Genomic DNA, 17141 nt, shown 5'->3' on the forward strand with positions numbered 1-17141 from the left:
AGACCCCTCAAGGCAACCCTCATGACACTGCGCCACCCCGCACCTCCCGTGCCCGGCCCCGATGCCGAAGGGCGCCCCGCCGAGCTGCCCGCCGCCCCGGAGCTGCCGTTGGACCGGACGCCTCCGGCCCGGCGCGACCACCGGGCCGGCTCGGTCCCCCTCGTCGTCCCCGCCGGGGCGACCGCCGCCCTGCGGCAGCTGGGTGACGCCTGCGGCGGAGGGCTCCCGGCGGCGGCCTTCGCCCTCTACCTGGCACTGCTGCACCGGTACGGCGGACAGTCCGAGCTCGCGGTCGGGGTGACCAACGGCGCCGGGGTGACCACGCCGGTCCGCGTCCGGACCGACGGGAGCTTCCGGGACCTGGTCCGGCTGGCGGGCACCGGGCTGGCGGAGGCCGAGCAGGCCCGTACCGCCAAGGCCGTGCACCTCTGGCCGGGCTTCTCCTGCCGGCCGGCACCGCGCGTCGCCCCCGAGACCACCTCCTGCGACCTGGATCTCCAACTCTGTTGCACCGACGGCAAGCTGACCGGCCGACTGGTGTTCGCCACCGACGTCCTGGACCCCGCCACCGCCCGCCGCGCGGTGGACCACCTGCTGAGGCTGCTCGACGGCGCGACGGCCGATCCGGACCGACCGGTGGCCGGGCTGCCCCTGCTCACCGCCGAGGAGGAGCGGACCGTCGCCCGGCTGAACGGCGTCCCGGGTGAGCCGACGGACGTGGGCTTCCACCGGCTCTTCGAGGAGCAGGCCGCCCGCACCCCCGAGGCGATCGCGGTCCGGGCCGCGGACGCCGCCCTCAGCTACCGCGAACTGAACGCCCGGGCCAACCAGTTGGCCCACCTGCTGCGTGAGACCGGGGTCGGCCCCGAGGTGACGGTGGGCCTCTGCGCCGATCGCGACGTGCGGCTGATGGTGGCCGTGCTGGGCATCCTCAAGGCCGGCGGCGCGTACGTACCGGTGGATCCGAACGACCCGGTCGAGCGGCGGGACGGCATCCTCGCGGACGCGGCCGTGCGGATCGTGGTGGCGACGGCCCCGCTCGGCACCGCCCACCAGGTGATCGAACTCGACGCCGGGCTGGCCGTGTTGGCGGGCCGCCCGACGGAGGACCGCCCGCCGGAGCACGAGACCTCCGGCGATGCCGCGTACCTGCTCTACACCTCCGGCTCCACCGGCAAGCCCAAGGGCGTGGTGATCGAGCACCGCCAGCTCGTCGGCTACACCCGCGCCGTCATCCGGCGGCTCGGCATCGACGGACCGCTCAGCTACGCGATGGTGCAGCCGCTGACGGTGGACTCCAGCGTCACGGCCTTCGCCCCGCCGCTGTGCACGGGCGGCGAGGTGCAGCTGATCCCCCGTGACGTCGCGCTGGACGCGCAGAGGCTGGCCGACTGGGTGCAGACCCGGGGGGTCGACTGCCTGAAGATCGCGCCCTCCCACCTCCGGGCCCTGCAGACCTCGCCGCGCTTCGCCGAACTCCTGCCGCGCCGCCTGCTGGTCATCGGCGGCGAGGCCTCCGACTGGCGCTGGCTGCGCGCCCTCCAACGCCTCGTCCCGCACTGCCGGATCTTCAACCACTACGGTCCGACCGAGACCACCGTCGGGGTGCTGACCCTCGCCGTGGCCGACCACCCGGAGGCGGAGTGGGAGACCGCGCCGATCGGCGTTCCGCTCCCGGGCACCCAGGCCCACGTGGTGGACCCCGCGGGCCGTCCCACGCCCGTCGGCGTCGCCGGAGAGCTGCTGATCGGCGGCGACAACCTCGCCCGCGGCTACCACCGCCGGGCGGATCTCACCGCGGCGGCCTTCGTCCCGGACACCCTCGGCGGCGGGCCGGGCTCCCGCCTCTACCGGACCGGCGACATCGTCCGCCGCCTGGCCGACGGGACGATCGCCTTCCTCGGCCGGCGCGACGACCAGATCAAGGTCCGCGGGTTCCGGGTCGCCCTGGGGGAGATCGAGGCCGCGCTGAAGAGCCACCCCGAGGTGCGCCACGCCATCGCCGTCGTCCGCGAGGACGTCCCCGGCGACCGGCGGGTGGTCGCCTACGTCGAGCCGCACGGCCCCGGGTTCAGCACCGCCGGGCTGGAGCGCCACCTGCGGGAGCGGCTCTCCCCGCACATGGTGCCGCAGGCGCTGGTGACGCTGGACCGGCTGCCGCTCTCCGGGCACGGCAAGGTCGACCGCGGCAGGCTGCCCCGGCCCGCCGAGCCCGCCACCGCGCCGCTTCCACCGCGCAACGAACTGGAGCGGCTGGTGGCGCAGGTGTGGCAGGAGGTCCTCCACACCGAGGTGGTCGGCACCGACCAGAACTTCTTCGACATCGGCGGGCACTCCCTGCTCATGGTCGGGCTGCACCACCGGCTCCGGGCGGCTACCGGCCGGGAGGTCGACCTTCTCGACCTGTTCCAGCACACCACCGTCCGGGCCCAGGCCGAGCTGCTCTCGCAGCAGGGGCAGGGGGTGGCACCGGCCGCCACCCGCGGCAGGAGCACTCAGCAGAACGCCCTGCTGAAGCGCCGCCAACAGCAGCTGCAAGCGAAGCGAGGTCGCCATGAGTGAGCACTCCCCCGAGCCCGACCCCACCGCGGACGCCGAGCTGGACTCCGAACCGGCCGACGGCTTCTCCGAGTTCGACGACAGCCTGGACATCGCCGTCGTCGGCATGGCTGGCCGCTTCCCCGGTGCCCGGACGGTCGAGGAGTACTGGAGCAACCTCAAGGCGGGCGTCTGCTCCGTCACCCGCTTCGAGGACGAGGAGCTCGCCGCCCGGGGCGTGGACGCCGCCACCCTGGCCGACCCGGACTTCGTCGGCGCGGGCTACCCGCTGGCGGACAGCGAGAAGTTCGACGCCGCCTTCTTCGGCTACTCCCCGCGCGAGGCCGAACTCATGGACCCGCAGCACCGGGTCCTGCTCGAATGCGCCTGGGCCGCCCTGGAGAGCTCCGGGTACGACACCGATCGACAGGACGGCCTGGTCGGCGTCTACGCGGGCGCGGGCAACAACACCTACCTGCTCTTCAACATCGCCTCCCAGCCCGGCGCCGCGCGGATCCTCGGCGACAAGCAGACGGTGATCGGCAACCGGCCGGACTTCCTCGCCAGCAGGGTCTCCTACAAGCTCGGCCTGGAGGGCCCCGCCCTCACCGTCCAGTCCGCCTGCTCCACGTCACTGGTCGCCGTCGTCCAGGCGTGCCAGGCGCTGCTGGCCTACCAGTGCGACACCGCACTGGCCGGCGGCGTCGCCGTCGACGGGACCAGGAGCAAGGGCTACGTCTACCGCCCGGACGGCATCTTCTCGCCGGACGGCTACTGCCGCACCTTCGACGCCCGCGCCCAGGGGACGGTGGGCGGCGACGGCGTCGGGATGGTGGTGCTCAAGCGCCTCAAGGACGCGATCACCGACAACGACCACATCCACGCGGTCATCAAGGGCTCCGCGCTGAACAACGACGGCTCCCGCCGGGCCGGCTTCAGCGCGCCCAGCGCCGCCACCCAGTCCGCCGTCATCTCCACCGCGCTGGCGAACGCGGACGTGCCGGCCGAGAGCATCGGCTACATCGAGCTGCACGGGACGGCCACCATCCTGGGCGACCCGATCGAGTTCTCCGCACTCGCTTCGGCCTACTCCGGGGTCGGGGAGCGCAGTTGCGCCCTGGGCTCCGCCAAGACCAACATCGGCCACCTCGACTCGGCCGCCGGGGTCGCCGGCCTGATCAAGGCCGTGCTGGCGGTGGAGCACGGGCAGCTGCCGCCCACCCTGCACTTCGAGCGGCCCAACCCGCGGATCGACCTGGCCGGCAGCCCGTTCTACGTCAACACCGAGCTGCTGCCCTGGCCCGAGGGCGACGGCCCGCGCCGCGCCGGGGTCAGCTCCTTCGGCCTCGGCGGCACCAACGCCCACGTCATCCTCGAACAGGCCCCGGAGCTGCCGCGCGCATCCCGGCAGGCCGACGGCGCCGAGCAGCTGCTGGTGCTCTCCGCGAAGAGCCCGGAGGCCCTGGAGGCGGCCACCGACCAGCTGCACGACCACCTCCGGGCGCACCCCGGACTGCCGCTGGCCGACGTCGCGTTCACCCTCCAGCGGGGCCGCCGGGCGTTCCCGTACCGACGGATGCTGGTGGCCGGCGGCACCGAGGAGGCGCTGGCGGCGCTCGACGCCCGCGACGACGGTCGGCTGCTCACCGCGACCGCGTCCGAGGCCGCGCACCGGCCGGTGGCCTTCATGTTCACCGGTTTCGGCTCCCAGTTCCCCGGTATGGCGCGCGAACTCTACTCCCAGGAGCCGGAGTTCAGGGACGCGTTGGACGAGTGCGCCGGACTGCTGGCGCCGCTGCTCGGCACGGACATCCGCGAACTCGTGTTCACCGTCGACGAGTCCGCGGCCGCCGCCCCCGGACAGCCCTTCGACTTCAGCAGGCTGCTGCTCCAGCCGGAGCGCAGCGAGCACCCGCTGGACCAGCCGCGCCTCGGCTACCCCGCGGTGTTCGCCCTGGAGTACGCCCTGGTCAGGCTCTGGGCCGCCTGGGGGGTCGAGCCCGAGGCGATGATCGGTCACAGCCTGGGCGAGTACGTCGCGGCCTGTGTGGCCGGGGTCTTCTCGCTGCCCGACGCCCTGCGCCTGGTCGCGGAGCGCGCCCGGCTGATCGAGGAGCAGGGCGAGGGCGCGATGCTCGCCGTGCCGCTCTCCGAGGAGGCCGTCGCACGGTACACCGACGCGGAGGTCTGCCTCGCCGCGGTCAACGGCCCGCAGACCTGCGTGCTCTCCGGCACCGTCGAGGGCATCGAGCGGGTGGCGGGCGAACTGCTGGCCGCCGGCACCGCGACCCGCCGGCTGACCACCCGCTTCGCCTTCCACTCCCCGATGATGGACCCGGTCGTCGAGCGCTACGCCGAACTGGTCCGCTCGGTCCGGCTGAACGCCCCGGCCGTGCCGTTCGTCTCCAACCTGACCGGCGCCTGGATCACCGACGACGAGGCCACCAGCCCCGAGTACTGGGCCCGGCACGTACGGGAGTGCGTGCGGTTCGCGGACGGCCTGGCCACCCTGTGGTCCGTCCCGGACGTCGCGATCGTCGAGATCGGCCCCGCGCCGACCCTGACGCCCGGGGCCATCCAGCACCCCGCCGCCGCCGGCACCGACCGGGTCGTCCTCCCGTCCCTCCCCGGCGCCTTCCTCGGGCAGAGCGACCGCACCGCACTCCTGCGGGCCGCCGGACGCCTCTGGCTCGCCGGCCGGCAGCGCCCCTTCCCGGCCACGGCCGGTGCCCGGCGGGTCCCGCTCCCCACCTACCCCTTCGAACGGCGCACCTACTGGCTCGAACCCGGCACCGCCCAGCCCGGCAGCGGCTCGGCCCAGCAGCGGCGCGGCGACCTGCCCCAGTGGTTCTACACGCCGTCCTGGCAGCGGCTGGCCGGCGCACCGCAGCCCGCCGAGGCCGGCCTGGCCGACGAGCGCTGGCTCGTCTTCGCGGACGAGACCGGCGTCGGCCACCACCTCGCCGACCGGCTCGAAGGTCTCGGCGCCACCGTACGCACGGTCTCCCGGGGAGCCGAGTGGCACCGCGGTAGCGAGCGCGAGTACGTCCTCGACCCCGCCCGGCCGGAGCACTTCGCCCGGCTCGCCGAGGCGCTGCGCGCCGAGGGCCCGCTGCCCGGTCGGGTGGTGCACTGCTGGAGCGTCGGCGACGACGCCGACCGGGCCACGGCGCCCGAGGACGTCCGGGCCCTGCTGCACCGCTCCTTCGACAGCCTGGTCCACTGGGTCCAGGCCACCGAGGCCGAGCTGATGACCGGGCGGCAGCGCTGGGACGTGCTGTCCTCCGAGGTGCACGCCGTCCTCGGGGACGAGCCGCTCTGCCCGCCGAAGGCCGCCGTCCAGGGCCTGTGCCGGGTGCTGCCGCAGGAGTACCCCTCGCTCAGCTGCGTCCACGTCGACCTCCGCCCGGAAGGCCCGCAGGCCGTGCCCGGGCTGGTCGACCGGCTGCTGGCCGAGCTCGCCGCCCCGCCCGCCGAGCGCACCATCGCGCTGCGCGGCCGGCACCGCTGGGCGCCGACGTACGTGACCGGCGCACCGCGCCCGCGGGGTGGGTCCCCGGTCCGCCCCGGCGGGGTGTACCTGGTCACCGGCGGCCTCGGGAAGATTGGCCTGCTGATGGCCCGCGCCCTCGCCGACCGCGCCAAGGTGCGCCTGGTGCTGCTCGGACGGACGGGTCTGCCGCCCCGGGAGAGCTGGGGCGATCCGCAGCACCCGGAAGCGGTCCGGTCCGCGGTCCGCGCCGTCCAGGAGATCGAGGCGCTCGGCTCCGAGGTGCTGGTGACCGCCACGGACGTCTCCGACCGCACGGCCATGCTCGCCCTGAAGGAGCGCGTCCTGCGGGAGTTCGGCCCGATCGACGGCGTGCTGCACTGTGCCGGCACGACCGGCACGGCGGCCCACCGGGAGGTCGCGGTCCTGGGCGCGGAGGAGGCCTCCTGGCACTTCGGCCCCAAGCTCTACGGCACGCAGGTGCTGCACGAGGTACTGGCCGACCAGCGGGTGGACTTCGCCGTCATCTGCTCCTCGATCGCCTCGCTGCTCGGCGGTCTCGGCTTCGGTGCGTACGCCGCCGCGAACGCCGCGCTCGACGCCTTCGCCCAGCGGCACCACAGCGCGGCCCTGCCCTGGACCAGCGTCAACTGGGAAGCCTGGCACTTCTCCCAGGAGGACCGGGCGGATTCCGGACTCGGCGCGGCGGTACGCGAGTTGGCACTCACACCGACCGAGGGCCGACAGGTGTTCGACATCCTGCTCGACGCGGTGCCCCAGGCGCAGGTCGTCACCTCCACCGGCGATCTGACGTTGCGTCACGAACTGTGGGCCGACCCGGTGGCCGAGGCACCGGCCCCGGCCGCACGGCACGAGCGCCCCAACCTGCGCAACCCGTTCGTCGCCCCGAACGGCGAGACCGAACACCGGGTGGCGGAGATCTGGCAGGAGCTACTCGGCGTGGAGAGCGTCGGCGTGCACGACAACTTCTTCGAACTGGGCGGCAGTTCACTGCTCGGCCTCCAGGTCGTCCACCGACTGCGTCAGGAGCTGGCGGTGGCCGTACCACTGACCATCGTCTACGAGGGCCCCACCGTGCGCACCCTCGGCGCGCTCGTCGACGACCTCCGGGCGGCGCGGTGACGGCGGCGCGCGGTGGTGTCGCGATCATCGGGATGGCGGGGCGCTTCCCCGGCGCGGGGGACCTGACCGAGTTCTGGTCGAACCTGCGCGACGGCGTCGAGTCGATCGTCGCCCTGACCGACGAGGAGCTGACGGCGGCCGGGGTGCCGCCCGAGGTGTTCGGGCAACGAACCTACGTCAAGGCCGCGCCCGCCTTCACCGGCAGCGACCTGTTCGATGCGGAGTTCTTCGGGTACACCGCCCGCGAGGCCGAGGTGATGGACCCGCAGCACCGCCTCTTCCTGGAGACGGCCTGGGAGGCGCTGGAGCACGCCGGCTACGACGCCGCCCGGTACGAGGGCAGCATCGGCGTCTTCGGCGGCGCGGGGGCCAACCGCTACGTCCAGCACGTCTACTCGCACCAGCAGATCGTGGACACCCTGGGCCAGACCCAGATCCTGGTGGCCAACGAACTCGCCTTCCTCGCCTCCCGGGTGTCGTACAAGCTGGACCTGAAAGGCCCCGCGGTCTCGCTGCGCGCCGCCTGCTCGACCGCGCTGGTCGCCGCCCACACCGCCCGCCGGAGCCTGCTCGCCGGGGAGTGTGACCTCGCCCTGGCGGGTGGCGTCCACGCCGACCCGAACCCGGGCACCGGCTACCTGCACCAGGACGGGTCCTTCGTGTCCCCCGACGGGCACGTCCGCCCGTTCGACGCGGACGCCCGGGGCACGGTCTTCGGCACGGGTGTCGGTCTGGTCGCGCTGAAGCGGCTGGAGGACGCGCTGGCCGACGGCGACACCGTCCACGCCGTGATCAGGGGCTCGGCGATCAACAACGACGGCGCGGTGAAGGTCGGTTTCACCGCCCCGAGCGTCACCGGCCAGGCCGCGGTCATCTCCGCCGCGCTCGCCGACGCGGGCCTCGCACCCGCGGACATCGACTACGTCGAGGCACACGGCACGGGCACCTCGCTGGGCGACCCGATCGAGGTGCAGGCGCTGTCCCGGGCGTTCGGCGACACCGGGTCCTGGGCCCTCGGCTCGGTCAAGGGGAACGTCGGCCACCTCGACGCCGCCGCCGGGATCTCGGGCCTGCTGAAGACCACGCTCGCGCTCAAGCACGAACTCCTCCCCGCCTCGCTGAACTACAGCCGCGGCAACCCCGACATCGACTTCGCCACCGGCCCGTTCCACGTGCAGGCGGAATCGACTCCCTGGCCACGCACCTACGGCCGCGTCCGCCGCGCCGGGATCAGCGCGTTCGGCTTCGGCGGCAGCAACGCCCACCTCGTCCTCGAAGAGGCTCCGGTCGCCCCCGCCTCTCCGGCCGGCACCCGCCCGACCGAGACGCTGGTCCTCTCGGCCCGCACCCCGGCCGCGCTCGAAGAAGCCACCGACCGGCTGGCCGCCCACCTGCGCCGCGAACAGCCCAACCTCGCCGACGCCGCCTACACCCTGGCCACCGGCCGCCGCGCCTTCCCCCACCGCCGCACCGTCACCGGCTCGTCCGCCGAAGCCGTCGCGGCTTTCCTGGAGACCCGCGACCCCGCCCACGTCACCACCAGCCACACCACCCGCGAGACCGCGCCGTTGGTCTTCCTGTTCAGCGGCCAGGGCTCCCAGCACACCGGCATGGCCCACGACCTCTACCAGCACGAGCCCGTCTTCCGCGCCAGCGTCGACGAATGCGCCGAACTCCTCACACCGCACCTCGACCAGGACATCCGCGAGGTGGTCTTCACCGACGACGGCCGACTCGACCAGACCCAGTGGGCCCAACCCGCCCTCTTCGTCATCGAATACGCCCTCACCCGACTCTGGCAGTCCTGGGACATCACCCCCACCGCCATGCTCGGCCACAGCCTCGGCGAATGGACCGCCGCCTGCGTCGCCGGCGTCTTCACCCTCCCCGACACCCTCGCGCTCGTCGCACTGCGCGGCCGCCTCATGCAGGCCCAGACCCCCGGCGCCATGCTCAACATCATGGCCGCACGGCCAGAGGTCGAGGCGGCGCTGCCCGACGGCCTCTCGCTCGCCGCCCACAACGGCCCCCGCGACTGCGTCATCTCCGGCCCCCACGACACCATCCAGGCCTTCACCGCCCTCGCCGAGGAACACGGCTGGGCCACCCAACCCGTCGCCACCTCCCACGCCTTCCACTCCAGCCTGATGGAACCGATGATCGCGGAGTTCACCACCGCCGTCGCCGCCGTCACGCGTCGGGCGCCGCAGACGCCCTTCGTCTCGAACACCACCGGCACCTGGATCACCGACGAGCAGGCCACGGACCCGGCCTACTGGGGCCACCACATCCGCGCCACCGTCGAATACGCCACCGGCGTCCGGACCGCCACCACCGAGCCGCACGTCACCCTGCTCGAAGTCGGCCCCGGCCAGACCCTCAGCAGCCTCACCCGCCGCGTCCTCACCGACACCGGCACCCGGTCCACCACCCTCGCCTCCCTCCCCCACAAGCGCGACCCCCGCAGCCCCTCCGAAACCGTCCAGCGCACCCTCGCCACCCTCTGGCTCACCGGCGCCACCCCCGACTGGTCCGCCTACTTCGCCCAGCAGCAACGCCGCCGGATCCCCCTCCCCAGCTACCCCTTCCAGCGCAAGCGCTACTGGCTCGACCGACAGGCCACGACGGCCCAGGCCGCCGGTCGCTCCGCGGCGCGCCGCGACGACATCACGCAGTGGTTCTACGTCCCGTCCTGGCAGCGGGCGCCTCTCCCCGCCGGGGAGCAGCCGGATCGCACCCGGCACTGGCTGGTCTTCGCCGACGGCCTGGGCGTGGGCGAGGCGGTGACCGAGCAGCTGCGGGCCGCCGGTGCCACCGTCACCGTGGTGGCGGCGGCCGGCGCCTGGTCCGACCGGGGAGATGACCGCTACACCATCGACCCGGCCGACAGCTCCGACTACGAGCGGCTGATCAGCACCCTGCGGAACGGCCCTGCCGGTGTGCCCACCCACATCGTCCACGGCTGGAGCGTCACCGCGCCGGGCGCGGAGGGCAGCCTCCAGCACGGTTTCGAGAGTCTGATCCGCCTCACCCAGGCCCTCGTCCAGCACCCGGACGGCGAGCCGCGCCGGATCTGGGTCCTCAGCAACGGAATGCACAACGTCACCGGCGCCGAGCCGCTCTCGCCGCTGAAGGCCACCCTGCTGGGCCCGTGCCGCGTGCTGCCCCGCGAGCTGCCGGGCACCACCTGCCGCAGCGTCGACCTCGACTGCCAGGAAGCCCCCACTCAGGCGCAACTGGGGAAGCTGATGGCCGAGTTGGCAGCAGCGCCGGAGCCCGGCACGGAGACGGTGGCACACCGAGGGGGGCACCGCTGGTCCCAGCACTACGTGCCGCAGCCGCTGCCCCGGCGCGACGAGTCGCCGGTGGTGCGCAAGGACGGTGTCTACCTGGTCACCGGCGGCACCGGCGGCCTGGGCCTGGCCCTGGCCGGGCACCTCGCGGCAGCGGGGGCACGGATCGCGCTCACCGCGCGCACCCGGCTGCCCGACGCCGCGGAGTGGGACTCCTGGCTCGCCGACAACCCGGGCAAGGGCCGGCTCGCCGACACCGTACGGGAGTTGGTCCGTCTGCGGGACGCGGGTGCGGAGCTCCTGGTGTTCCAGGCCGACGTCAGCGACCAGGCGGCGATGAGCGAGGCCGTCCGGCGGACCACCCAGCAGTGGGGGGCCGTCCACGGCGCCTTCCACGCGGCGGGCGTCGCCGGTGGCGGCCTGATCCAGCTCAAGGACCTCCAGGCGGCCGCCGAGGTCCTGCTCCCGAAGGTGCGCGGCACCCTGGTGCTGGAGGAGGTGCTGGCGGACCAGGAGCTGGACTTCCTGGTCCTGTTCGGCTCGAACGGTGCGAACATCGGCAGTGTCGGCCAGGTCGACTACTGCGCCGCCAACTGCTTCCTCGACGCCTTCGCCCAGGACCGGGGGCGCACCCGGCGGGTGATCTCGATCGACTGGGGTCCGTGGCGGGAGATCGGCATGGCGGTCGGTACCGCCGCGCCGTCCGGCGTCGAGCAGGTGGACGAGCGCGCCATGTCGCCCGCCGAAGGGCTGTGGGCCCTCGACGCGATCCTGGCCGGCCTCTCGGAGTCGCAGATCATCGTGTCGCCCGCCGAGCTCTCGGCGCTGTTCGAGAACGCCTTCTCGCTGGAGCAGGGCGACACCGCGGAGCCCCGTGGCGCCGCGCACGCACGCCCGGACATCCTCACCGAGTTCGTGGCACCGCGCAGCGACACCGAGCGCGCGATCTGCGAGCTGTGGCAGGAGCTGCTGGGCATCGAGAAGGTCGGCATCCAGGACAGTTTCTTCGACCTGGGCGGCAACTCGCTGATCGCGATCCAGCTGGTGAGCACCATCAACACCCGGCTGGGCACGAAGCTCGCCCTCGGCGACCTGTACGAGGGGTTGACGGCGGCGCACCTGGCCGGCCTGGCCGAGCAGCCCCTGCAGCAGACAACGGGCGACAACCGCAAGGCACTTGAGGAACGCAGGGAAAAGATGCAGCAACGCCGGCGTCAGCACCAGCAACGGCGTCGGACGGCAAGGGGCGAATGATGACCAATGAGTTCACGGATCTCCCGGAACGGGACGGCGTCGCGATCATCGGGATGGCGGGGCGCTTCCCCGGCGCGGGGGACCTGACCGAGTTCTGGTCGAACCTGCGCAACGGCGTCGAGTCGATCGTCGCCCTGACCGACGAGGAGCTGACGGCGGCCGGGGTGCCGCCCGAGGTCTTCGGCCAGCCCCACTACGTCAAGGCCGCGCCCAGGTTCGAGGGCATCAGCCTCTTCGACGCGGAGTTCTTCGGGTACACCGCCCGCGAAGCGAAGATCATGGACCCGCAGCACCGGCTCTTCCTGGAGACGGCGTGGGCGGCACTGGAGCACGCCGGCTACGACGCCGCCCGGTACGAGGGCAGCATCGGCGTCTTCGGCGGCGCCAGTACCACCGCCTACCTGGGGAACATCCTCGGCAACCTGGAGCAGGGCGAGGCGATCAAGGGCGAGAACGTCGGCCTCGGCTTCGAACTCGCCTTCCTGACCAGCCGGGTGTCGTACAAGCTCGACCTGCGGGGGCCGAGCTTCCCGGTCCAGACCGCCTGCTCCAGCTCGCTGGTGGCACTGCACGCCGCCTGCCAGAGCCTGCTCAACTACGAGTGCGACATGGCCCTCTCCGGGGCGGTCTCCTACAAGGTGCAGGAGAACACCGGCTACCCGTACCAGGAGGGGGCCTTCCTCTCCCCGGACGGACACATCCGCCCGTTCGACGCGGACGCCCGGGGCACGGTCTTCGGCAACGGTGTCGGCGTGGTGACCCTGAAGCGGCTGGAGGACGCGCTGGCCGACGGCGACACCGTCCACGCCGTGATCAGGGGCTCGGCCGTCAACAACGACGGCGGGGTCAAGGCGAGTTTCACGGCACCGACGGTCGGCGGTCAGGCCGAGGTGATCACGGAGGCGCTGGCCGTCGCGGAGCTCGCCCCCGAGGACATCGACTACGTCGAGGCGCACGGCAGCGGCACCGTGATCGGTGACTCGATCGAGGTGCAGGCGCTGTCCCGGGCGTTCGGCGACACCGGGTCCTGGGCCCTCGGCTCGGTCAAGGGGAACATCGGCCACCTCGACGCCGCCGCCGGCATGGCCGGCCTGCTGAAGACCACGCTCGCACTCAAGCACGAACTGCTGCCGCCCTCGCTGAACTACAGCCGCGGCAACCCCGACATCGACTTCGCCACCAGCCCCTTCCGGGTCCAGGCCGCGCCCGGCCGATGGCCACGCACCGACGGCCGCGTCCGCCGCGCCGGCATCAGCGCGTTCGGCTTCGGCGGCACCAACGCCCACCTCGTCCTCGAAGAGGCTCCGGCCGTCGAAGCCTCCCCCGCCGGCACCCGCCCGACCGAGACGCTGGTCCTCTCGGCCCGCACCCCCGCCGCACTCGAAGAAGCCACCGACCGACTGGCCGCCCACCTGCGCCGCGAACAGCCCAACCTCGCCGACGCCGCCTACACCCTGGCCACCGGCCGCCGCGCCTTCCCCCACCGCCGCACCGTCACCGGCTCGTCCGCCGAAGCCGTCGCGGCTTTCCTGGAGACCCGCGACCCCGCCCACGTCACCACCAGCCACACCACCCGCGAGACCGCGCCCCTGGTCTTCCTGTTCAGCGGCCAGGGCTCCCAGCACACCCGCATGGCCCACGACCTCTACCAGCACGAGCCCGTCTTCCGCGCCAACGTCGACGAATGCGCCGAGCTGCTCAGGCCGCACGTCGGCGAGGACATCCGCGAGGTGGTCTTCACCGAGGACAGCCGACTCGACCAGACCCAGTGGGCCCAACCCGCCCTCTTCGTCATCGAGTACGCCCTCACCCGGCTCTGGCAGTCCTGGGACATCACCCCCACCGCCATGCTCGGCCACAGCCTCGGCGAGTGGACCGCCGCCTGCGTCGCCGGCGTCTTCACCCTCCCCGACGCCCTCGCGCTCGTCGCACTGCGCGGCCGCCTCATGCAGACCCAGACCCCCGGCGCCATGCTCAACATCATGGCCGAACGGGCAGAGGTCGAGGCGGCGCTGATCGACGGCCTCTCCCTCGCCGCCCACAACGGCCCCCGCGACTGCGTCGTCTCCGGCCCCCACCACGTCAGCCAGGCCTTCACGGCCCTTGCCGAGGAGCGCGGCTGGGCCACCCAACCCGTCGCCACCTCCCACGCCTTCCACTCCAGTCTGATGGAGCCGATGGTCGAGAAGTTCGTCGCCGCCGTCGCCGCCGTCGACCGCCAGGCTCCGCAGGTCCCCTTCGTCTCGAACACCACCGGCACCTGGATCACCGACGAGCAGGCCACGGACCCGGCCTACTGGGGCCACCACATCCGCGCCACCGTCGAATACGCCACCGGCGTCCGGACCGCCACCACCGAGCCGCACGTCACCCTGCTCGAAGTCGGCCCCGGCCAGACCCTCAGCAGCCTCACCCGGCGCATCCTCACCGGTGCGGGCATCCAAGCCACGGCGCTCGCCTCGCTCCCCCACAAGCGCGACCGCCGTACCGCCACCGAGATCATCCAGCGCACCCTCGGCAGCCTCTGGCTCGCCGGCGCCCGGCCCGGCTGGACCGCCTACTTCGCCCAGCAGCAACACCGCCGGATCCCCCTCCCCACCTACCCCTTCCAGCGCAAGCGCTACTGGCTGGAGCCCCAGGTCCCGCAGGCCGCGGTCCGGCACACCCCCGGACCACACCCGTTGCTGGACCAGGTCCTGCTCCGGACGATGGGCCAGTCCGTCTTCCTCACCGAGTTCTCGCTGGAACGGCACTGGGTGCTCTCCGAACACAAGCTGCTCTCAGAGGCGATCGTCCCCGGAACCACCTATCTGGAGATGGCCCGCGCCGCCGCCTCGCTGCACTTCGGCCGACCGGTCACCGAGCTCCGCGACGTGACCTTCCTGGTGCCGCTGCTGGTGCAGGAGGGAATCCCGCGCACCGCGCACACGACCGTCCGCGAACTCGACGACCTCCAGGCCGAGTTCACCGTCGCCAGCCACGACCCGGCAAGCGACCGCTGGACGGTGCACGTCCAGGGCACGGTCGGCGTCAAGCCGCACACCGCCCCGGCGCCCAAGCAGGATCCGGCCGCGCTGCGGGCGCTCTGCTCGCTGGAGAGCGTGGACATCTCCCGGCGGCAGACCGAGCACAAGGTGATGGAGTTCGGCGACCGCTGGCGCAGCAGCCTCCCGACCGTGCACGTCGGCATCCGCACCGCCCTCGGCGTGCTCGACCTGCCCGAGCAGTACCGGGCCGAGTGCCAGGACCACCCCCTGCACCCGGTCCTGCTCGACCAGGCCACCGGCTTCAGCGGATTCGCCCTCCTGGAGACCGCCGAGGACCGCCGACTCGCCCTCGGTGACCGGGACTTCTTCCTCCCGGTCGGCTACGACTCGCTGCTCCTGCACGGCCCGCTGCCCGCTCGGGGCCTGAGTTTCGTCCAGCCGCACCCGGGCTACGTGGACAACGCCGAGTTCCGCAAGGTCGACGTGGTGATCTGCGACGAGTCGGGGGCCACCGCGGCCGAGATCCGCGGCTTCACCGTCAAGCGGGTCACCGACGCCGAGCGCACGGTCGCCCGACTGCGACCGCACAACCGCCACCACACCCTCCGCTGGGTCCCGGCGCCGGCAGCCGAGGAGTCCCGGGCCGCACCCGCCCGGGTCCTGGTGATCGGAGAACAGGGCAGCGTCGGATCCGAGTTGAGCGCCGCACTCCGCGCGCACGGCATCAACGTCACGGAGGCGGCCCTCGCGGACCGATGGCACCGGTCCGCTCCGGACCGGTACGAAGTGCCGCCCACCCAGGAGGGTTTCGGCCGGCTGCTGGACGCACTCGGTGCGGAGCTCCCGGACGAGGTCGTGCACGTCGCGGCCCCTGCCGACGGCGACGTCCAGCAGGATCCGTCACTCCTGGAGAGCAGGCTCGACCACGGCGTCCACAGCCTGTTCCACCTGTCCCGCAGCCTCTCCGAGCGCGGCGTCGGCCCGGCCAGGCTCAGCGTGGTCGCCCCCTCGGTGGCCCGGGTCACCGGCACCGAGCCGGAGACGGCCCCGGTCCACGCGACGCTCTTCGGCCTGGCGAAGGTGATCGGCCAGGAGTACGAGGACACCGACGTGTTCTGCCTCGACATCGCCCACGACACCGGCGCCGAGGCCGTCCGCGCCGAACTGCTCGGAGCCCGGACACCCGCCACCGTCGCGCTGCGCGACGGGCACCGCTACGTCGCGGAGCTCGCACCGGTGCAGCTGCGGGAGCAGCCGAGGTCCGCGCCGGTGCGCCCGGACGGGGTGTACCTCATCACCGGCGGTCTGGGCGGGCTCGGACTCGCGGTCGCCCGCCGGCTGAGCCGATCGGTGCCGGGTGCGCGGCTCGCCCTGGTCAACCGCACCGAGCTGCCGCCGCGCGAGCGGTGGGACGAGGTCACCGACGCCAAGGTGCGCGGGCAGATCGAGGCACTGCGTGAACTGGAGCGCAACGGCGCCGAGGTCCGCGGCTACTCCGGTGACGTCACCGACCTGACGGTCATGGCGGGAGTCGTCGCGAAGATCCGCGCCGATCTCGGCGGGATCGGCTGCGTCGTCCACGCGGCCGGTGTCGCCGGGGACGGCTTCCTCTTCCGCAAGGAGGCGGAGACCTTCCGCCGTACCCTGAACCCGAAGGTGCTCGGCGCCACCGTGCTGGACCTCGTCACCCAGGACGACCCGCCGGAGTGCATGGTCAACTTCGGTTCCACGGTGGCGGTCTTCGGTGCGGCCGGGCAGGGCGACTACACTGCCGCCAACAGCTACCTGGACCACTTCGCCGAGCAGCGCTCCGCACGCGGCCGGTGGACGGTGTCGGTCGACTGGAGCGACTGGCTGGAAACCGGCATGGCCTTCGACCACGGCGTCCAGCAGGATCAGGGCTTCTTCCGTTCGGTGTCGGTCGAGGACGGTCTCGACAGCTTCGAGGAGATCCTCGCCTCGGCCTGCACCCCGGTGATCGTCGGCGAGATCAACTACCCGAGGCTGAGCGCCTCCGGCAGGCTCGCGGAACTGTTGCGGCGCGCACCGCTGGTGCTGGCCACCCCGATCCGGCAGGCCGTCGACGCCGCCCGCGGCAGCGCCGACGGATCCGCCGCGACGGCGGAGGAGGCGCCGTGCGACGGCGAGCCGAAGCTCTTCGGCAGGGAGAGCGGCGCGTTCACCGACACCGAGCGCGCACTCGCCCGGATCTGGGCCCGCGAGCTCGGCCTCACCGAACTCAACGTGCACGACACCTCGTTCGCGCTCGGGGTGGACTCGCTGGCCGCCCTCCGGATCGCCCAGAGCATCCAGAAGATCACGGACCTCCGGGTCTCCATGGTCGACCTGTTCCGCTACGTCACTATCGCGGACCTCGCCGAACACCTGGACACCAGGGCCGCCCAGGGCTGACCGGGCCCCCAACTCCCCTTCTAT

The 17141-nt window shown here is 73.1% G+C and carries 4 protein-coding genes; all 4 read left to right on the plus strand.

The window, feature by feature from the left end; genetic code table 11:
• The first annotated feature begins 21 nt into the window (after nt 1-21).
• The 4 genes from ACZ5GH_RS38800 to ACZ5GH_RS38815 are packed head-to-tail and all read left to right on the plus strand — an operon-like array spanning nt 22 to nt 17117.
• Nucleotides 22-2562, plus strand: coding sequence for a non-ribosomal peptide synthetase (locus ACZ5GH_RS38800; protein ID WP_464336993.1), 2541 nt, complete (start codon nt 22-24; stop codon nt 2560-2562).
• Nucleotides 2555-7171, plus strand: a complete 4617-nt coding sequence (locus ACZ5GH_RS38805) for a type I polyketide synthase (RefSeq protein WP_464336994.1) — start codon at nt 2555-2557, stop codon at nt 7169-7171. The genes ACZ5GH_RS38800 and ACZ5GH_RS38805 overlap by 8 nt, the downstream gene beginning before the upstream one ends.
• 32 nt (nt 7172-7203) lie before the next feature.
• Entirely contained in the window at nt 7204-11718 is a 4515-nt protein-coding gene (locus ACZ5GH_RS38810) for a type I polyketide synthase (protein WP_464336995.1), read from the plus strand.
• Nucleotides 11718-17117 carry an SDR family NAD(P)-dependent oxidoreductase gene (locus ACZ5GH_RS38815; RefSeq protein ID WP_464336996.1) on the plus strand — a complete coding sequence of 1800 codons (5400 nt, stop codon included), beginning with the start codon at nt 11718-11720 and terminating at the stop codon, nt 17115-17117. Before ACZ5GH_RS38810 ends, ACZ5GH_RS38815 begins: the two co-directional genes overlap by 1 nt.
• Nucleotides 17118-17141 lie beyond the last annotated feature (24 nt).

It is taken from the genome of Kitasatospora sp. Xyl93 (assembly GCF_055383135.1).

Excerpts from the sequence above, each read along its gene's own strand:
- ACZ5GH_RS38800 (WP_464336993.1), top strand. The coding sequence starts at position 22 with ATGACACTGCGCCACCCCGCACCTCCCGTGCCCGGCCCCGATGCCGAA.
- ACZ5GH_RS38810 (WP_464336995.1), top strand. The coding sequence starts at position 7,204 with ATGGCGGGGCGCTTCCCCGGCGCGGGGGACCTGACCGAGTTCTGGTCG.
- ACZ5GH_RS38815 (WP_464336996.1), top strand. The coding sequence starts at position 11,718 with ATGACCAATGAGTTCACGGATCTCCCGGAACGGGACGGCGTCGCGATC.
- ACZ5GH_RS38805 (WP_464336994.1), top strand. The coding sequence starts at position 2,555 with ATGAGTGAGCACTCCCCCGAGCCCGACCCCACCGCGGACGCCGAGCTG.